Genomic DNA, 19,443 nt, shown 5'->3' on the forward strand with positions numbered 1-19,443 from the left:
CAAAGGAATTGAAGTATGAAAAATTTAAGGCTAATTGGTACAACGTTTGCACTTTTGCTTGTTGTATTTTCTCAGCAGGTATTTTCTAAGGATGTTTCTTTAGGTGCTCAAGAGAACAGTGCTCTCCTTAAGCTTCAAGAGGAAATTTTGTCTTTAAAGAGGCAGGTTGAATTCTTGAATGCTCCAATCAAAAGTGAGTCAGACTTAAATCATTATCTGGTGGCTAATCCAGTGGAAAAGACGCCCCTCGGGAAGTTGCCAGAAATAGAGCGAGAGCTATTTATCAACAGCTTAAAATTCACCGACAAGGGTTTGGCTGGGTTTGATTACGGGATGTTAGAATATGGGCCAACAGCAACAGAAGTACATGATATCCTTGAATTATTTGGTTTGCAGTCATTTACCTTGGCGATGAAAAATTTAACTGTGGAATCAGAAAAAGACAGAGCGATAGCAGAGCGAGCTGAAGCTGCACTCTCTCTTAATTGGGAGTGGGTCGAAGATTATACTTGTAAGTCTGACGTAGATATGGGTGGCTGGCCGATTCGTTATTGTGCAAAGCAGGCGCGCTCTATGTGCAATTCACGGACGTGTAATTATCCCTAATCTGCGGATTTAAAGCTAGCTTATTAGGACGCTACTAATCTACACGGTTTATCCTGCCTTCGCCCAGTGGTTGGGGCAGGATAGTTTCTCTGGAGCTGTCATAGGATCGGCCTACCTTCTGAGTTCAATTTTTGCTGTAGATTGCTAGAAAAGCTATAGCAGGCTAAAGGTTCGAAAACTACGTCAAAACACATGAATGTTGACAGGTGCAGTTCAAAGGCGGTGTTGCTATAGATTCAAGGCTAGGGCTGCTATTGCTACTTGAAAATCAGTGTTCCAGTTGTCTGCATCTTTGTGGAAGAATCTTGGCGGGTAGTAGGGTGGCAGGACTGGACTAATATTGTAATGACAATACTGTGAATTACAGTATGGCTTTAAATCGAGTGCCATCTTAACTTTAGATGTTCAGTAGCCAATAGATAATTAGCGTTGGTCGAAAGTCAATCTATGCTAACGAGATATTCATTGTTGAAGATCTTTCAGTGGCTAAATAAAATAGCTTCGAGTGCATATTTCCACGGAAATATAGTAGCAAGGTGAATTTTGATACAGGTTTGCATTGCTTTAACCAATTAGGTGTTCTGGGCAAGAAAATTACAGTTTATAATAAAACTACCAAAGTATTGTTGTGCTTGGCTGGTAGAAGGATGCTGATTGCGTATACAGGCGAAGATAGAAAAATTAGTTTTCCTGTCCGGAATAATTAAGAATCTATATATTTCGGTAGAACACCTTAGTGTAATTTAAATTATGTGTCCATGTATTGGTGGTTTGGTTCTATGGATGAACTTTTCTTAAAGGTGTTAAATGTTGTGTCACACGCTCAGTCTTTGAAAGGCTTCCTTTTTCAGGGCTATATATCAGACGCAGTCGAAAACGGATTTCTGAGCCGGAAGGGATTATCATAAAGCTAGGACATCATAATGAAAAAAACACCCGTAATGATACTGTTTATGCTGCCCTTTTTAAGCGTGGTGGAGATATGGGCAAGTAGTAACACTTCTATCAAGGATCGTTACGATCAGTTGAATGAAATTTATTCTAATGTAGAGCTTGGCTCAATTAAGGAAAGAAGGGAGGTAGCTGAGAGTCTATATCTAGAGAATTTTAAACCAATTATAGCTAACCTTGGTGAGCAGCAGCTAAGGCAGCTGGATCTAGAATATTTATTTAGAGCTGTAACGGTTGTCAATTTTTATGATCCTCAGGTTAATTATACCCGTGATTTGCGTAGGCTATTGGAGTTTCTTGAAAGAAAAGAATTTGTAAAGAAACGGCATTATGCTGATTTGCAAAAAGCCTATGTTGCCGCTGGGCAGTTCGAATTAGCCAGGAGTATGGTTGAAGAAAAGAAATTAAACTATTTGGAATATTTGCCTAAAATTAACAGGGTTAATGACCTGGCGCTCGAAAAGCCATTTATTTTGGAATTTGAAAATTCGTCGCTTAAGCAGCGTGCTTTTGAGATTCCTTCACAGGGTCCTTTTATTTTAGTTATTTCAAATCCTGGGTGTCGTTTTTCCAGGGCTGCAGCAAATTATATTAGTGATGATTTACAATTTAAAAAGATGTTTTTTAAGCATTCTGTTTGGCTTACCCAGCCAGGCGGAAGTCTGCAAGTTGAGCAGCATAAAAACTGGATGCAAACTTATCCAAAATTACCGGTCGGCTTGATATATAATTCATCATCGTGGTCTTTCTTAGATGCTAATTTGGGTACACCGGCGTTTTACTTCTTTCACGACGGACAACTAAGTCAGTCAATATTAGGTTGGTCTTTGGATGATAATCAGCAGGCACTGAAGGATGCTCTTACTGATATTGGTTTAATATAGGTTTTTTTGGTGAGCGTATTAGGCAAATTCTGTTAGTAGCCACCCTCCTCAGGAGTTTCTTAATAGATTTCAATACATTGGAAGTTTTCGTACATTCATAGCCTCACAGTTGCTATCTTATTGGGCAATCTCTTACAATTTTCAATGTCTGGGTTCAAGTTAATTTTGTCGAAAACTCTATCCATAATCTGTCGACTGAACTTGCGACGTTTCCTCTATATTTGTTGATGGTAACTTATGGAGACCTGAAGGTGGTGAAATCTAGAGAAGCTTAATTGTTAGAGTAACCCTAAATATTAGTCGGATGATGACTTGTTTGTTTGAATGGGATCTATGCTGTTGTAATTTCAGGTTCTTTCTCGATAAATTCGCCCCACGGCATTTATATGGGGCGATAGTCTTTATCTTTGTGAAGTGAAATTAGTTGTGTGCTGCAGTCATACCTTAAAGCTGGGGCGCTTCTTGAGCTGCTCGCGCCAGCGAATCAGGTGGGGGTGCTTTTCTTCATTCGGGCGCAGATTTTGAACTTTGCCGAAGTCCAGACTACAAACCATACTGATGTCCGCGACTGAAAAATAGTCGCCAACCAGGTATTCACTATCGGAAAAGTGATCGTTTAAAACGCTCATAAACTTCAGGGCGCGTTTACCTGCATCCTCACCAAACTCTGGGTAGACATTCATACGGTCTTTAAAAAATCCGGAAACATGCTGAAAGCACATCCCAACGGCGAACATCAAATTAAAATCAGCGCGACGATTCCACATCTCCACCAGGGCTTTTTCTTTAGCATTTCGCCCGAAAAGGGGAGGGGTTGGGTGTAATTCCTCGAAGTAACGCTGGATAGCCACAGATTCGGCAATGTGGGCGCCATCGTCCAACTCCAAAACCGGTACTTTTTTATTGATATCCTTGCTGCGAAATTCTGGGGTGAGATTTTCCCCCTTTGTAATATCCACAGGAGCAAACTCTACATCAATGCCTTTTTCAGCCAAGTACATACGAACTCGGCGGCAATTGGGTGCACTCGCAAACTCATAGATTTTCATAGGGGCTTCCTCTCGCCTTGGCGATTACGGTAAATTGTACGATTTCCAATAAAAACAGTTCAAATCTAAGAGAGACTTACTGGTGAGGACAATGACCACAAGTGCCAAGAGAAACAGCTTCTTTCGCCGCACCGCCACTGCCGTGGCGGTTTGTGTAGGATTCTTCAGCCTGCCGGTATCTGCAGAGAGTATCGCTATTTATGCGGGGAAAATGTTCGACAGCACTAATGGAAAATTATTGGAAAATCGCACCATTCATGTGGTGGATGGCCGGATTGAATCGGTACAAAAAGGATTTGCCAAGCGGGATAGGGAGTCCCTGGTAGATCTGCGCGAGTACACCGTATTGCCAGGGCTTATGGATATGCATAGCCATCTTACTTATGAGTTTGGTCCTCGCGCTTACGTGGAGTCCTATACCTGGAATCCGGCAGACTTTGCTCTGCGCAGTGTAGATGCAGCTAATCGCACATTACAAGCGGGTTTTACTACTATACGCAATCTTGGTGATCACGATAATGTAACCGTGAGCCTGCGCCGGGCTATTGAAGCTGGCACGATTGAGGGGCCGAGAATTTATACTGCGGGTAAGTCAATTGCTACCACCGGTGGCCATGCGGACCCCACAAATGGACGCCGTGAAGATCTGGTTGGCAATCCCGGCCCGGTCGATGGTGTTGTCGATGGCCCAATCTCTGCTCGTAAGGCAATACGTCAGCGCTATAAAGATGGTGCAGATCTAATCAAGATTACTGCAACCGGTGGTGTCTTGAGTGTTGCCAAAAGCGGACAGAACCCACAGTTTATGCAGGATGAGCTTGAGGCCATTGTTGCAGCGGCTAAGGACTATGGTTTTACCGTGGCGGTGCATGCCCATGGCAAGGAGGGGATGATACGTGCGATCCGTGCTGGAGTGGATTCAATTGAGCACGGCACCTACATGGATGAAGAAGTAATGGACCTGATGCGGCGCAATAGTACCTGGTTTGTACCGACACTCATGGCGGGGGAGTGGGTGACTGAAAAATCTGCAATCGAAGGGTTCCTGCCAGATATTGTGCGCCCCAAGGCAGCAACTATGGGCCCGTTAATGCAGGATACTTTTTCCAAAGCTTATAAGCGCGGTGTCAAAATTGCTTTTGGCACCGATACAGGGGTCACCAGGCACGGAGAGAATGCTCGGGAGTTTGTACTGATGGTGCAAGGTGGTATGACGCCAGCAGACGCTATCCGTTCGGCCACGTGGAATGCGGCTCAACTTCTGCAGGTACAGGATGAACTGGGTAGCATCAGCGAGGGTAAAATTGCCGATATTATCGCAGTCGCGGGCAATCCCCTGGAGGATATTTCCGAATTGCAGCGGGTGCAATTTGTAATGAAAGGGGGCAAAGTATTTAAGGAGCCCAGCGAACCTGCGGTTGAGGTATTTATCGAGGGTGTGGGCGAGAGCTGAAGGGAACAGATTTCCGGCCCCATAAAATATTGGTGGAGCCGGAAAGCTTGTCTTAGTCTTCCAGTTCGAATACCAGCTCAAGATTTACGGAAAGGGTCGTCTCACCGGGAGAGATTGGGGTTGAAGCGCTTTCCTTTACCGCCATGTCACTGCGCAGCATCATCGGGCGGGGCATACCGCCATTGCCATTTTCAGAAATACTAACAATTCTTCGAACTTTCATTCCCAGGGCTTTTGCATAGATAGTAGCTCGCTCCTGGGCATCTAAGAGGGCCTTTTCACGGGCTTCCGCTTTGACCGGGCCAGGTTCGCCGATTTCAAAACTTGGGCCGTGAATTTGGTTTGCTCCAGCAGCTGCCAAACCGTCCAGTACCTGGCCCAGTTTATCCAGTTTACGCACTTTAACGCTCACCGTATTCCGCGCTGTATAGCCCACTATTTTCGGGGTTTGATTTTGTTGGTAGCGATAGCGGGGAGAAAGGCTGATACCGCTGGTTTGGATATCTTTCTTGGCGATACCCGCTTTCTTTATCGCCGCCATCAGTGATTCCATTTGTTCAGCGTTATCACTCATGGCCTTTTTGCTGTCTTGGGCTTCTGTTACCACGCCCACGGAAATATTGGCTACATCTGGTATCTGGCTGGCTTCACCGTGAGCCGCAATAGAGACCAGGGTTCCCCGTTCGGAGGGAGCCTGCCCATTTCCGCAAGCGGCGATAAGCAGAGTAAGCACTGTGATTGTCGAGAATTTTACTAACTTCATGATTTTTCCTTATCAATCGCTATGGATTTGGCATCACTCCGATGCATTAGGCGCCAAATACTATCAGTGCCTTTCTGAACCGCAGCTGAGCAAGAAGGTCAGCATAACGGATCATCGGGGAGCTGTAGACAAGCTGCTTGGCAATATTGGCTTGCCACTTGGCCGGGAAAGTGCTGCCAACTTAATCAGAGCTAAATTTCTTCTGATAAGTTTCATCTTTCTTGGTAGATAACAAACCCCAGGAGAAGAAGGTATCGACATCTGTTGGAAACACGTGGCTGCATGTGTTTTTAGGATGCTCAATCGCAGGCTGTACCTGGCAGGCTAAATCCAGCCGCCGTAATTCTATGAGTCAGAGCTGTCGGGAGAGTAGAGATTATTATAAGGAGGGCTTGGAAGAAGCTCAGTCAGTGTGCTCTATTCGCCTGGCGAGGCTATCGGGGAGGCCCAATGTGTCTTTCGCGGGCGGACGGGCGAAACCACCTACGCGGGCAATGCCTGGGTTGAGCCGTACAAGACCCTCTGCTAGCACGACAGCGGCAGGGACTGGATCGACTACAGGAATCGGCAGTCTGCCAGAAACCTTTGTGGCAAGACCGGCGAGTGGCCCTCCAGCGAGGATGGCGACATCTGCCCGGTCAGTATATGCGGCTTCTTCTACGAGCTGAACCAAGCTTTCGCTAAGCTCTTCCTGTACGGTTTCGATCGATTGGAAACGCTCGCTAGGTAGGCGAATGCCGGTGAAGCGATTTTCGAGACCGGCACGCAGCACACCATCGCGAAACCAGTCCGCCAAACTATCGCTAAATGTGATTATCGAGAAGCGCTGGCCAAGCGCACAAGCGGTCAGCATTGCCGCCTCGGCAACACCGATCACGGGAATGTCGAATAACTGACGCGCACCAATAAGACCTGGATCCCCGAATGCAGAGATAATGACTGCGTCTACCTGTGTGTGGTGTTCAGCAATTGTCTCGAGGATATCACTAGCAATAATTTCGGCCTCGACCCGGCTTGAAATATAAGGAAAGCCGATCTTGGCGGTGGTCGCTACGATTTTGGTGCGCGGAGATGCAACCCTTTGTGCGGCGCCCGCCATTAGTGACGTCATAGATTCTGTGGTATTTGGGTTGAGGAGAAGCAGCTTCATGATCAGGTCCAGACTCTCTTATTTCTAGATTATATCGCCCGCTAAAGTATGGATTAGAGTATGGATCAATAGAGGCTGAGCGGGCCGCTGGCTAGCTTGGTATGTTAATCAGCAGAACGGTGCCCGCGAATTTATTTAGGGAGAGTCAAAAACCTGCTGATAAGTTTCATTGTCGTCATGGTAGATAGCAAAGCCCAGGCGCAGCAGATGTTGGCGCCTGTCGCAAAGGACTGCTCGGGCTTTCAGCTCTTTTTGTAGCTTTTCTGAGTTTTCTGTTGTGCCGCAATCGAACGTGAAAAAGTGGCCATGGCCCTCCTTCAGGTCGTGGTGAATCAGGCGCTCCCGGTTGAGTAGCGGGTGGCTGTTTTTGTCCATTGTGTTCAGGAAGCGGCTTTGGGCATTGAGGACATAGCGGTGGATTTTATCTACGGTGATACCTTCGCGTCGGAATAGATCGAAAATGGCAAGACCCTTGTACAGGCAGGAATAGTCCATAGTGGCGCCGGCAAAACGCAGCCAGTTATCCCCGTAATTGACACTTCCAGGGCGATTTTCAAGTTCTGCCATTTCGGCAAACCAGCCAGTGTTGAGCGGGCGCAAGCGACACCGGGATGGAATACTCATAAAGCACAGACCTTCACCGGCACCTAGGTATTTATAGGAGCCTGCAGTAAAGAAGGCCTTATCTGCGACCTTGCTCAGGTCAATGGGGCGAGCAAAAAAACCATGGTAGCCATCAATAACAAACTCGGTTTCCTCGGGTTTTTGCTCAGTAATACGTAGCAGCTCGGGGAATACCACGCCAGAATCAAAAAATACCAGGCTGGCATAAGCCAGCTGGTAGTTCCGGGTATGCAGCTCTCTCTCAAAGCGCTCGGCTAGTGTCGCATAGGGGGTCTTTGGAATACGCGTTACTTCCACATGAGGCAATTCTTCGAGTCGCTGTAATTGGCGTGCAAAGCTGTAGAATTCGCCATCGGTGGTGAGTATGCGCAGTGGCTTGGCGGGATCCAGGGCGCTGATCAAGCGGTAAACCAATTCGTGGGTGTTTGGGGCAATAGCGATTTGCCCGGCATCTGGAATTTGTAGTGTGCGCGCGACAGCATTTTGCCAGGCGGGTATTTTCTCGTGAAAAATGGGTCCCCATTTATCGTCGGCAAGCAGTGCCGCATCGTGCCAATATTGTTGCACCGCCTCCAGAGTGATATCCGGCCAATAATGATGGGAGTGGCAGGCCATATGCAACATGGCAGAGGGGCTGCCGCTAGGGGCTTGTGAAAAGGCTCGATAGAATTTCTTATACATTTGCTTTTCGCCACGCGAGGCTGAATTATTTATTATTCCGCGATTTTAGATCCTGATAGCAGGAAGGAGTAGAGGGTGAGGTATCTGCATACAATGGTCCGCGTGGCCGACTTGGAAGAATCTTTAAAATTTTACTGTGAAAAGTTAGGGCTACAGCTTGTAACGCGTAACGATTACGACAAAGGTCGCTTTACTTTGGTGTATCTGGCTGCACCGGAAGATGTAGATGCCGCAAGGGAAAATAAGGCCCCTATGCTGGAGCTTACCTACAACTGGGATCCGGAATCCTATGGTGGCGGGCGCAATTTTGGCCATTTGGCTTACGGAGTTAATGATATCTATGCCGTTTGCCAGCGGATGATGGATGCGGGCGTGACTATCAACCGGCCTCCCCGTGATGGACATATGGCATTTTTTCGCTCTCCAGATGGTATCTCGATAGAGCTACTACAAAATGGAGAGCCGTTGGCGCCTCAGGAACCCTGGCAATCAATGGAGAATACCGGAGAGTGGTGATCCCCTCAGGATTCAAACCCGGTACACTTCCGCCTGAATGGATACCTTAAGAGACGCTTTGTGAAGAATACCAGTTGCATATTATTGGCCGGCGCAAATGCGGCGCACCAGATTCGTGAGGAGGGCTTACGCCAGGAACAGTTTTCCACCCTGGTGGGGGCCTCAGGAGGCCCCAAGTGGCTGGTCATCAGCCAGTTGGACCGGGTACTGATGGGGGAATTTTTTAAGGGGCGTCGTGATCCTATCGCGACACTGGGGTCTTCAATCGGTAGCTTTCGCAATATGTGTTACGCCATGGCGGAGCCATTGGAGGCCCTGGAGTGCTTGGAATATGGTTATATCCATCAGAGTTATGCCTCAGACAAACCGACACCGGCGGAGATCACTGCTGCCGGGGAGCAAATCCTGCTCAATGTTTTAGGTGAAAATGGTGCAGGCGAAGTAGCAGGCAACCCGTTGTGGCACAGCCATTTTGTCACTGTGCGTGGCCGCGGTCCTCTGGCTAGTGAAAAGCGCGCCTTCCTGGCCCCGGCGTTGTTTGCATCGGCCATGGCCAACGCGCTCTCCAGGCACAGCCTGAGCGCTTTTTGGGAACGGGTGGTTTTTCACTCTGGCCGTGATGCCGCAGTACGGTTTGGCAACCTGAGTACGGTGGATACGACGCTATCCGCGGACAATGTTTGTGCAGCGGTCCTGGCGAGTGGTTCTATTCCATTGGTGATGGCGGGAGTTCGCAACCCCGCTGGTGCTCCACAGGGAAATTATCGTGATGGTGGTATCACCGACTACCATTTTGATTTACGTTTCAGTCACCCCCAGGGTTTGGTGCTCTACCCGCACTTTTTCCCGTTTATGGTGCCGGGCTGGTTTGATAAAGGGCTTTCCTGGCGTCGTGTGCGAGGTGATGCTATGTCATCGACACTGTTGGTGGCACCTTCTCCTGCATTCGTGGCGAAGCTGCCCTATGGCAAAATCCCTGATCGTAATGATTTTTATAAGATGGGCCGCGAGGAACGGATTCGCTATTGGAAGAAGGTTGTGGAACTGAGCAAATGGGTTGCCGATGATTTCCATGAAGTCTGGCAGAGTGGCCGTGCAGCGGACCATCTCATAGAGGTTGGCTTCGATGATATTCCGCACAAGTTACATCAGGTCAGGGCCGCATGAACATGGCGCTGGAGTTTAATCATCCGCAGGAAGAGTTTCGCACCACTCAGGAGAGAGTCTATTTCCAGGTGCGAGATGCTATTTTACGTGGCAAATTTTTGCCGGGGCATGCGATTACCATTCGCGGCTTGGCTGCGGAGCTGGATTGCAGCCCTATGCCGGTGCGTGAAGCCTTACGGCGCCTGACTTCTGAGCGGGCCTTGGAGTTATCCGATACCCGTCGTGTCACGGTACCGACAATGACTCCTGAGAAGCTCGATGAGATCTGTGCGGCGCGTGTTGCGCTTGAGTGCCAGGCTGCAGAGCAGGCCCTGCCGTTTGTACAGGAGGAAGAACTGCAGCAGCTACGAGCCCTGGATGCGCGGGTGACGGCTGCCCTCGAACAAAAGGATATTGAGCAGTATGTCACTGCTAATCTCGATTTTCACTTTACTCTCTATCGCATGGGGCGGCCGCATATCATTCTCTCGTTGATCGAGAGTTTGTGGCTGCAGACAGCGCCTCTTCAGCATCTTGTATTTCAGCGCTTTGGTGTTCAGGAGCTGCCGGATCGCCACGAGGATTTGTTGGATGCCATTGCAGACAGAAGTGTAGAGAGGATTCGCCGCGCCATTCGCCAGGATATAGAAGAGGGGCTCGGCTCAATCTCCGCTGAGGAGTTGCTCTAGCAAGCCGCCGTGACTGTTAACCCGCTGTACATCAAACCGCGCGTGGCAGGAGACGTCGCCCAAACAAAATGACCATCTGGTTTTAGCTTTCCCTCAGTTTGCCCACTTGGCCTCATTCGACCTTAAGGTTGCTGTGAGGCATAGATAGATCTTGCGCTTCTGTGAGTCTCGCTACTAAAATGTGATCACAAATTTGGTAGTAATAATTCGCCTTGTGATACCCATTGAGCAGGGCGGGTGACAGATTGCGGGAAAACCTCCGCCCGACAAGCAGAGGCTGATTGTCCGGAGCGGCGGGAAAGCCCCAGAGCAAAAGCCAGGAGCGAAATATGAACAAGAGTGAGCTGCAACAACACGACCGCGAGCACCTGCTGCACCCCTTTACGGACTTCAACGATCTGGGCCAGCAGGGTACCCGAGTGATTACCAGCGCTGAAGGTGCCTACATCACTGATATCGATGGCAATCGTATGTTGGACGGTATGTCTGGATTGTGGTGTTGTAACCTGGGTTACAGCCGTAAAGAAATTAGCGATGCCATCTATGAGCAGTTGAATACCCTGCCGTTCTATAACAGCTTCTTCCAGTGCACCACTGTGCCTTCTATTGAGCTGGCTGATGCTCTGGCGGAGGTGACCCCGGCCAATATGAGCAACGTTTTCTTTACCGGCTCCGGCTCCGAAGCAAACGATACGAACTTGCGTCTGATTCGCCGTTTCTGGGATCTTCAGGATAAACCTGAGAAGCGTATCGTGATCTCCCGTAAGAATGGCTATCACGGCTCTACCATTGCCGGTGCTAGCCTCGGTGGTATGAGTGGTATGCATAAGCAGTTTCAGCCGCTGGACTACATTGAGCATGTGCAACAGCCTTACTGGTTTGCCGAGGGTGGCGATATGTCCCCGGAAGAGTTCGGCATTCATGCTGCGCGCAGCCTTGATGAAAAGATCCAGGAACTCGGACCTGAGACAGTTGCCGCTTTCATTGCAGAGCCTATACAGGGTGCTGGTGGTGTAGTAATCCCACCGGAAACCTACTGGCCAGAAGTGAAGAAGGTGCTGGATCAGTACGATATCTTGCTGGTGATGGACGAAGTGATTTTTGGCTTTGGTCGCACCGGTGAGTGGTTTGGCGCAGATTTTTACGGCCTCAAGCCCGATCTGATGACTTTTGCCAAAGCAGTAACCAATGGTTACTTCCCGCTGGGCGGCACCATGGTGGGTGATCGTGTTGCTGACGTGATTAAAAGTAAGGGTGGTGAATTTACTCACGGTTACACCTACTCAGCGCACCCGGCAGCTTGTATGGCAGGATTGGCGACAATTAACATCCTGCGCAATGAAAAAATTATTGAGAATGTGCGCGATGTGACAGGCCCTTACCTGGCCAAGCGCTGGGCTGAGCTGGCAGAGCATCCGATTGTCGGTGAAGCCCGAAGTCTGGGTATGGTTGGAGCACTGGAGCTTGTAAAAGATAAATCGAGCCGTGCCCGCTTCGATGACGACTGTACCGCAGGTGCAGTGTGTCGTGATCTCAGTATCAAGCACGGTTTGGTAATGCGTGCTGTGGGCGATGCAATGGTTATCGCGCCGCCGCTGATTATTACCACTGAGCAGGTCGATGAGTTGGTGGAGAAGGCGCATCGCGCCCTGGACGATACCGCAAAAGCACTGGCGTAAACTCGCGGTATCGCATCTATTTATGAGAGCGGCCCTAGGTCGCCCCTCATCGTCTGTCGGTGGCGGATGTGAGTGGTGGCTCAAGGCCGCTTTTGCGGTTTGACTGGATTACCTCAGGCAACTTATGTCTCAAGAAAAAGAATTCACTGCCCAGCCAGAGCTGCTGGAGCAGTCGCGTAAATTCCTGGCAGAGCACCCGGACCTAAAGTGGATTGAAGGCTTTATGTTCGATATTAACGGTGTGCCCCGTGGCAAATGGCTGCCTGCCGAGGCGGCAGAAAAACTGCTTAAAGGCAGTCTGCAGATGCCGCGCAGCGCTGTCAGCCTGGACATCTGGGGGCGGGATATCGAAGACAGTCCCCTGGTCTTCGCCAGTGGAGACAGCGACGGTGTCTGCTTGCCGGTTTCGCCGATCAGCCTGGCGCCATGGCACAGAGAAGAGACGGCCCAATTGCATATGCAACTGCATGAGGCGGATGGAAGCGCACTGTACGCAGATCCACGCGCCCAGTTGCAGCGAGTGGTGGATCGATTAAAAAAACTTGGTTACACCGCAGTTTGTGCCACCGAGCTGGAGTTTTACCTGTTACGTGATGAGGTGGATCACCTGGCACGACCGCGCCCGGTTAGTGATAACGACGCTGAGTTGGTGCCTTCCACAGACGTATACGATTTGTCTGAGCTGAATGCACAGCGCCACTTCTTTGCTGATGTTCGTGCTGCTTGTGAAGAGCAGGGGATCCCGGCTGATTCTGTACTGTCCGAGTGCGCGCCAGGTCAGTTTGAAATTAACTTGTTGCACAGTGCTGATCCGGTGAAGGTTGCCGATCAGACCCTACTGTTCAAGCGACTGTTGAAAGGTGTGGCCCGCAGCCATGGTTTCCGGGTGAGCACTATGGCCAAGCCGTTTGGGGATCAGGCCGGTAACGGTATGCATGTGCATATGAGCTTGATCGACAGTTCGGGAAAAAATGTTTTTGACGACGGCAGTGAGATGGGGTCAGATCTGCTGCGCCAAGCGGCGGCTGGTATGTTGGCAACCGCAAACGATGCGATGGCATTTTTCGCGCCGCATAGCAATTCTTATCGTCGCTTCCAGGAGGGCTCACATGCGCCGCTAAATCTTTGCTGGGGCTATGATAACCGCACGACGACCTTGCGGATTCCGGCAAGTAACCCCGAAGCTCGGCGTATTGAGCACCGCATTGCCGGAGCAGACGTAAACCCCTATCTGGTTCTGGCGGGAATTCTTGTTGGCGTCTGTCATGGCCTGGAAAACCAGCTGCAACCGCCAGCTCCAGTGGAAGGCGACGCCTATCAAGTTGAAAGTGAGCAATTGGTTAATACCTGGAGTGGCGCACTCAAGCGTTTTGAGCAGAGCCAGCTATGGCGTGAGTACCTTGATCCACGCTTTATTGAATTATTCCTGTTACTTAAGCGTCAGGAACAGGTGGAAATTGGTTCACGGGTTACAGATGTGGAGTACCAGAGCTATTTGCACCGCGTTTAGCGATGACTTAAGAGGTGATACAGCACCGATTGTATGAATACTGAACGGCTTTTACGACAGGGCAGATGGAGAGCTGTAATACTCTGCTATACCTAAATTTAAGTGCGTAACGCGCTTGAAACTCTCCTCCTGAAAGTGTGTTCGAGAAACCTGGCCCGCCTCTGGCGGGCATTTTTTTATCCTCGCAAAACGTTTCTTCAGTTATCCATTACACCATCGCAGATGCTTAGGATTTCCTTCGGTTCTTTTTCCCAATGATCAGTGAGTGACTGTCAATACATAGATTGGGTCGATATGGAATAGGCTCTCCTGAATCCAGTCGTGTTTGTTTTCACTCTTTGGGGGGAAAGCATTGCTGTATGTGGCTTTCAGTTTGGCTCGTCAATCTACATGGCAGTCGGGTTGGCCAATAGTGTGGACAGCTTCTGCCTAGCAGTCATTTCCACGCCAGTGTATTCTTCCGCTTTACTAGCGTAAGGCCCCCGATTTATCAGTCGACGTAACATAGCTCCACGACGCGGTGTTACCGGATTGGTGAAAGATAGGTGGGCCTCAGAACAAGCAGATGGGGAATCTATGACCGCCTTGGGAAATTGTGCAGACGGTCCAATGGCTGGCAAGACGCGGCCGCTAAAAATATGTTTATTAGGTTATCGCAGCAATCCACATAGCGGTGGTCAGGGAATCTACCTTCGCTACCTGAGTAAGGCATTGGTTGATGCTGGCCACTCTGTGGATGTTATCTCAGGCCAACCCTATCCAGAGTTGGATGAGCGGGTAAATTTGATAAAGATGCCGGGACTGAACCTGTATGAGGTTGAGAACCCGGTGCGAGCTCTTAAGGCTAAACACCTGCTTTCCTGGGCGGACTTTTTTGAGTGGTGGAGCAAACTCACCGGCGGTTTTGCCGAGCCTTACACCTTTGGTCGCCGCGTGGCCAAATACTTGCGTAAACACGGCCGTGACTATGACATAGTGCACGATAACCAGTCTCTTTGTTATGGATTGTTGGATATTGAAAAAAGTGGGCTGCCTGTAGTAGCTACTATCCATCACCCCATTACCCGTGATCGCCAATTGGCGTTGGATGCGGCGCCGGATTGGCGTTTTCGCCTGCTGGTGCGTCGCTGGCATAACTTCCTGAAAATGCAGATCAAGGTTTCACGTAAGCTGCGCCATATTGTGACAGTATCACGCCAGTCAGAGCGGGATATCATCGAACAGTTTGGCGTGAAGCCAGAACAGATAAACCTGATCTATAACGGCATCGACACAGAAATATTCAGCCCCAGCGAAAGTGTTGAGCGCCTGCCACTTAGAATTATGACAACTGCCTCAGCAGATCAGCCACTCAAAGGACTGGGGGTGTTATTGCTGGCACTTGCCAGCTTGCGCCAGAGGTTTAACGGTCTCGAGTTGTTGGTGGTGGGGAAGCTACGGGAGGGGGGGGCAACGGAGGAGCTGCTTCATCGGCTCGATTTGCAGAATGCAGTGCAGTTTGTCTCTGGCATTTCCAATGCTGAATTAGTGGGGTATTACCGCAGTGCCACAGTGGTAGCCTGCCCATCTTTATATGAAGGATTTGGACTGCCTGCTGGTGAAGCCATGGCCTGTGGGGCACCGGTAGTTTCCAGCGACGGTGGCGCGCTACCAGAGGTGGTAGGGGATGCTGGCATAGTGGTGCCGGCTGGTAACAGCCAGGCATTGGGTGAAGCCCTTGGTCGGGTTTTGTCGGACATATCTCTTCAAGCTGAGCTGAGTGCTAAGGGTAGGGCACGAATAGAGGATAAGTTCTCATGGGGGCTGGCAGCTGCGAGCCTCGTGGCTTATTACCGTGAAATACTGGGTGAATCTGCAGTGCAGCGTCGACATGAAGATGAGATAGTTGGCGCAGATGTCAGCGGTGCGGAGGCGGCTTGATGATTACTGTAGATCCGAAGCACCTGAGTCTTCGCCCAGGACAAAAAGTTCTGGATCTCGGGTGTGGCGAAGGTCGCCACTCCATTCACCTGATGATTACTGATGAAGTGGATATCTTCGGCATAGATTTATGCCTTGATGATGTGCGTACAGCCAGTAAGCGGGCTGAGCCTTTTAAAAGCCCGGAGCATGCCAAAGGGCGCCTGTTACTTGGGGTTGCCAATGGCCTGCGGCTACCTTTTGCCGATGCCACTTTCGATGTGGTGATTTGTTCAGAGGTATTGGAGCATATTGAGGATTACAAAGCGGTCCTAGCAGAAATCGATCGGGTTTTGAAACCCTCCGGTATTTTTGCTGCCACGGTACCATCTTACTTCCCCGAGTGGGTCTGCTGGAAACTGAGCGATGAATACCATGAGGTGGAGGGGGGCCATATTCGTATATTCCGTGAGAAAGAGCTGAGGGGAAGTATTGAGTCCTTGGGGCATCGCTATTTTGCGCGCCATAAGGCTCACGCTTTGCACTCCCCGTATTGGTGGCTGAAGTGTCTGTTCTGGAATCAGCCGGACTCCCGCTTAGTTGCAGCCTATCATCGCTTGTTGGTTTGGGACTTGATGAAGCAGCCAATGCTTACTCGTGCCGCGGAAAAGATACTGAATCCGCTGTTAGGTAAAAGTATCGCGCTTTATTTTGTCAAAGCTGAGCAGGAAGCGCCGGAGACTTTGCGCTTGGTGGGGGAGGCGAGTTCGTGAGTGAGATGGTTATTCCTCCGGTAAAAAACACAAACCTCTTTCCCGATGGGTTTGTCCGTGACAGTGCTGCCTATATTCTCTCCCAGCAACTGCCCGATGGCTCTATTCCCTGGTTTAAGGGACATTATGCCGATCCCTGGGATCACGTTGAGGCGGCCATGGGCTTGGCAATCGCAGGTGAATTTGCCGCCGCAGAAAAAGCTTATCGCTGGTTGGCAGATATTCAGTTGGCCGATGGCAGCTGGTGGGCGGCATACAAAAACGGTGCTGTTGATAATCGTGAGCGCCGCGAGACAAATTTTGTTGCCTATGTGGCCACCGGCATTTGGCACTTTTATCTGATTAGCGGAGACAAAGGCTTTTTGCGCCGCTACTGGCAGATGGTTGAGCGTGCAATTGATTTTGTTTTGGCACTGCAGACGGAGCACGGGGAAGTTCACTGGGCGGTGGATGCAGAGGGAGAGCCAAAGAAAGATGCCCTGATAACTGGCTGTTCTTCGGTTTTTAAGAGCCTCGAATGTGCCATCAACATTGCCAGAGAGCTGCGTGTTGACCGCCCCAGTTGGGAGCAGGGGCGCCAGGCTTTGGGGTACGCTTTGCGGCACAAGCCGGAACGTTTCGATCGAACCTGGGAAAGTAAGGCACGCTTTTCCATGGATTGGTTTTATCCTGTGTTAACAGGGGCCTTTTCTGGAGAAGCTGCTCGCACTCGCCTGCATCAGCGTTGGGATGAGTTTGTCGTGGCGGGACTGGGTTGTCGCTGTGTTAATGATGAGCCCTGGGTAACTGTGGCGGAATCTTGCGAGCTGACAATGGCACTATTGGCTGCAGGGCAGCGTTCCCGTGCTGAGATTATATTTCGGGGGCTTCACCGCTGGCAGGACAGTGATGGCGGTTACTGGACTGGTTATGTCTATCGGGATGAGGCAGTTTGGCCGGAAGAGAAAACTACTTGGACTGTGGGTGCTATGTTGTTGGCGGCGGATGCACTCGCCGACCTGACGCCGGCGAGTAGTTTGTTTACATCGGTACAACTGTCTTCAAATACGTCTCAGGATACCCAGGGTGTCTACAGTTTCGACGAGCTCGAACTGAGCGGAAGCCAGGGCTAGCTTGTAAATATCGTAAGGGGCCTGGCCGCCGTCGGCCGGGTCCGGGAATATATCGTGGATGGCGAGGTAGCCACCGGGAACAATATGGCGGGACCAGCTGCGGTAGTCGGTCATCGCAGCTTCCAAAGAGTGGCCTCCGTCAATAAACACCAAGCCGAGAGGTGTATTCCAGTGGCGTGCAGCGATAGCAGAGGGTGCCACGACAGGAACTACCCAGTCCTCGAGCTCAGCTGCACGGATATTTGCGCGAAAATTGCGAAAGCTGTCCATTAATTGGGCTCTTTCGTCAAAAAGGTCCGGGTCGTGGTACTCCTCGCCGGGTTGATGCTCCTCCGAGCCGCGGTGGTGGTCCACAGCGAAGACCACATTGTCTGTGAGTTTGCAGGCGGTAGCTAGGTACACTGTCGATTTTCCGCAGTAGCTGCCGACCTCCAGGCAGGGCCCCAGGCCGCTGGCCTCCGCGGCCAGATGGTAAAGTGCTTCACCTTCATGGGCAGCAAGAAATCCTTTGATAGCTCGAATATCGATAGATAATTTAATGGACATGGGTAACCGCTTGCTATTTTTTGTGGACCAAACACTAAACCGCTGCTTATACAAAAGCAATTGCGATTTGTTTTATATGTAGTGCTAAATCAAACAGAATTTAATGTATGCGCAAGGACCATAGGCCCTATTGGATGAAGCGTTTACAGTTGCGTTGGCGCAACTGGCGCACTGAGTACTTTCTGCTGCCACAATTTGATGCCATGGGGGTCGAGCCTGAAGTGATGGATCCCTCTTCGGTCTATGTTTTTGGCAGTAATGTCCGTATTGGTAATTATCCCCATTTAATTTCCAATGCAGAAAAATGTATTCGCTTTACGACATTTGGCCATAAGGGTGGCGAGGCATTTATCACCATCGGTGATTATGTGCTGATTTCCCCGGGTGTGCGTATTTCCGCTGCACAGTCCATAGAAATTGGCAACGCCTGTATGATTGCCGCGAATGTATATATTTCGGATTCGGATTGGCATGGACTCTATAATCGCACCAGGCCTTTTCGCTGCACTGCACCAGTCCGCTTGGGAAATAATGTCTGGATTGGTGATAGTGCGACGATTTGTAAGGGGGTGAGTATTGGGGATAATTCGGTGGTTGGAGCAGGCAGTGTGGTTACCAAGGATGTTCCGGCAAATACTGTAGTTGCTGGTAATCCTGCAAAGCCTGTAAAAAGTATTAATCCCAAACGCCGAATGATTACTCGTGAGGCATTATTTGCCGATGCTTTTCGCCAGGCCCATAATCTGGATGAGCTTGACAAGATGATGCTCAAGGGCAACAGCGTCTTAGGTTGGTTGCGTTCGGTAGTTTTCCCTCGCCGTGGGGATTAAAAAGGTATGCACGATTTATTCTCGAACATTTGAACTGATGAAAAAAAGAAAAAGTATTGTTCTGATTGGTATGCCTGGTGCAGGCAAGAGCACCCTGGGTGTGTTGCTGGCAAAGGAGTTGGCTCTGGATTTTGTCGATACCGATGTACTGATCCAAGCCAGGGAGGGGAAAACCCTGCAGGAGATCATGGCAGAAAGCGACTATTTGAATTTGAGGGCTATTGAGGGAGAAGTGATCGCGGCTGCCCATCTGCCCAGCCATGTCATTGCTACGGGTGGCAGCGCTGTCTATAGCGACGAAGGTATGGCCAATTTAAAAGAACTTGGCACAATCGTGTTCTTGGAGTGCTCTGCTGAAGAGTTGCGCCGCCGTATTCACAATTATGAAAGTCGCGGGATTGCCAAGGCTCCGGGGCAGACTTTTGAAGCTCTGTTTACTGAACGCCAAGCTCTGTACCGGGAATATGCGGACATTACGGTAGACTGCGACGGTCTGACCATGCAGCAGGCTTTGGATCGGTTGTTAAGTCAACTGCCACGATAACCCTAGAGCGGCAGTAGAGCCCCTTGATTGTTGGGGCT

The 19,443-nt window shown here is 50.0% G+C and carries 18 protein-coding genes; 13 read left to right on the forward strand and 5 right to left on the reverse strand.

Going from position 1 to position 19,443, the window contains the following annotated elements; genetic code table 11:
• Nucleotides 1-15 precede the first annotated feature (15 nt).
• Complete coding sequence (locus ACJJIP_RS06040) at nt 16-606, forward strand: hypothetical protein (RefSeq protein WP_353376600.1); 591 nt, start codon at nt 16-18, stop codon at nt 604-606.
• Nucleotides 607-1,529: 923 nt separating this feature from the next.
• The gene (locus ACJJIP_RS06045) at nt 1,530-2,441 is read left to right on the forward strand and encodes a hypothetical protein (protein ID WP_444946411.1); all 912 of its coding nucleotides are present in this window, start codon (nt 1,530-1,532) and stop codon (nt 2,439-2,441) included.
• A gap of 437 nt (nt 2,442-2,878) precedes the next feature.
• On the opposite strand, the gene ACJJIP_RS06050 is transcribed toward ACJJIP_RS06045, so the two are convergent.
• Entirely contained in the window at nt 2,879-3,490 is a 612-nt protein-coding gene (locus ACJJIP_RS06050; protein WP_020413395.1) for a glutathione S-transferase family protein, read from the reverse strand.
• Between the two features lie 91 nt (nt 3,491-3,581).
• Here ACJJIP_RS06050 and ACJJIP_RS06055 point away from each other — a divergent pair, with 91 nt between their 5' ends.
• Complete coding sequence (locus ACJJIP_RS06055; protein WP_020413394.1) at nt 3,582-4,943, forward strand: metal-dependent hydrolase family protein; 1,362 nt, start codon at nt 3,582-3,584, stop codon at nt 4,941-4,943.
• A 52-nt stretch (nt 4,944-4,995) separates the two neighbouring features.
• On the opposite strand, the gene ACJJIP_RS06060 is transcribed toward ACJJIP_RS06055, so the two are convergent.
• The 3 genes from ACJJIP_RS06060 to ACJJIP_RS06070 all read right to left on the reverse strand — a co-directional run bounded on the left by ACJJIP_RS06060 (nt 4,996) and on the right by ACJJIP_RS06070 (nt 8,161).
• A complete protein-coding gene (locus ACJJIP_RS06060; RefSeq protein ID WP_020413393.1) occupies nt 4,996-5,706 on the reverse strand; it encodes an SIMPL domain-containing protein in 711 nt (236 codons plus the stop codon).
• Nucleotides 5,707-6,109: 403 nt separating this feature from the next.
• A complete protein-coding gene (locus tag ACJJIP_RS06065; RefSeq protein WP_353376604.1) occupies nt 6,110-6,856 on the reverse strand; it encodes an aspartate/glutamate racemase family protein in 747 nt (248 codons plus the stop codon).
• 135 nt (nt 6,857-6,991) lie between these two features.
• Nucleotides 6,992-8,161 (reverse strand): hypothetical protein, encoded by a 1,170-nt coding sequence (locus ACJJIP_RS06070; RefSeq protein WP_444946412.1) that lies wholly within the window; start codon nt 8,159-8,161, stop codon nt 6,992-6,994.
• Nucleotides 8,162-8,236: 75 nt separating this feature from the next.
• On the opposite strand from ACJJIP_RS06070, the gene ACJJIP_RS06075 reads away from it, so the two are divergent.
• The 8 genes from ACJJIP_RS06075 to ACJJIP_RS06110 all read left to right on the forward strand — a co-directional run bounded on the left by ACJJIP_RS06075 (nt 8,237) and on the right by ACJJIP_RS06110 (nt 17,485).
• Entirely contained in the window at nt 8,237-8,677 is a 441-nt protein-coding gene (locus ACJJIP_RS06075) for a VOC family protein (RefSeq protein ID WP_026305087.1), read from the forward strand.
• A gap of 60 nt (nt 8,678-8,737) precedes the next feature.
• The gene (locus ACJJIP_RS06080; RefSeq protein WP_282952924.1) at nt 8,738-9,844 is read left to right on the forward strand and encodes a hypothetical protein; all 1,107 of its coding nucleotides are present in this window, start codon (nt 8,738-8,740) and stop codon (nt 9,842-9,844) included.
• Complete coding sequence (locus tag ACJJIP_RS06085; protein WP_353376608.1) at nt 9,841-10,512, forward strand: GntR family transcriptional regulator; 672 nt, start codon at nt 9,841-9,843, stop codon at nt 10,510-10,512. Before ACJJIP_RS06080 ends, ACJJIP_RS06085 begins: the two co-directional genes overlap by 4 nt.
• Before the next feature lie 329 nt (nt 10,513-10,841).
• Entirely contained in the window at nt 10,842-12,191 is a 1,350-nt protein-coding gene (locus ACJJIP_RS06090; RefSeq protein WP_353376609.1) for an aspartate aminotransferase family protein, read from the forward strand.
• A gap of 124 nt (nt 12,192-12,315) precedes the next feature.
• The gene (locus ACJJIP_RS06095) at nt 12,316-13,701 is read left to right on the forward strand and encodes a glutamine synthetase family protein (RefSeq protein WP_282952927.1); all 1,386 of its coding nucleotides are present in this window, start codon (nt 12,316-12,318) and stop codon (nt 13,699-13,701) included.
• Between the two features lie 576 nt (nt 13,702-14,277).
• Nucleotides 14,278-15,621: a glycosyltransferase family 4 protein gene (locus ACJJIP_RS06100; protein WP_020413384.1), complete on the forward strand. Its 1,344-nt coding sequence runs from the start codon at nt 14,278-14,280 to the stop codon at nt 15,619-15,621.
• Nucleotides 15,621-16,373, forward strand: coding sequence for a class I SAM-dependent methyltransferase (locus ACJJIP_RS06105; protein WP_020413383.1), 753 nt, complete (start codon nt 15,621-15,623; stop codon nt 16,371-16,373). Before ACJJIP_RS06100 ends, ACJJIP_RS06105 begins: the two co-directional genes overlap by 1 nt.
• 5 nt (nt 16,374-16,378) lie before the next feature.
• Nucleotides 16,379-17,485, forward strand: coding sequence for a prenyltransferase/squalene oxidase repeat-containing protein (locus ACJJIP_RS06110; RefSeq protein ID WP_353376755.1), 1,107 nt, complete (start codon nt 16,379-16,381; stop codon nt 17,483-17,485).
• On the opposite strand, the gene ACJJIP_RS06115 is transcribed toward ACJJIP_RS06110, so the two are convergent.
• The gene (locus tag ACJJIP_RS06115; RefSeq protein ID WP_020413381.1) at nt 17,414-18,031 is read right to left on the reverse strand and encodes a class I SAM-dependent methyltransferase; all 618 of its coding nucleotides are present in this window, start codon (nt 18,029-18,031) and stop codon (nt 17,414-17,416) included. The genes ACJJIP_RS06110 and ACJJIP_RS06115 overlap by 72 nt on opposite strands.
• A 107-nt stretch (nt 18,032-18,138) precedes the next feature.
• Between ACJJIP_RS06115 and ACJJIP_RS06120 the strand changes: the two genes are divergently transcribed.
• Entirely contained in the window at nt 18,139-18,861 is a 723-nt protein-coding gene (locus ACJJIP_RS06120) for an acyltransferase (RefSeq protein WP_353376610.1), read from the forward strand.
• 37 nt (nt 18,862-18,898) lie between these two features.
• On the forward strand, nt 18,899-19,405 hold the full coding sequence (locus tag ACJJIP_RS06125) for a shikimate kinase (protein WP_353376611.1): 507 nt from the start codon (nt 18,899-18,901) through the stop codon (nt 19,403-19,405).
• Nucleotides 19,406-19,443: the final 38 nt, after the last annotated feature.

Source organism: Microbulbifer variabilis, from assembly GCF_052467165.1.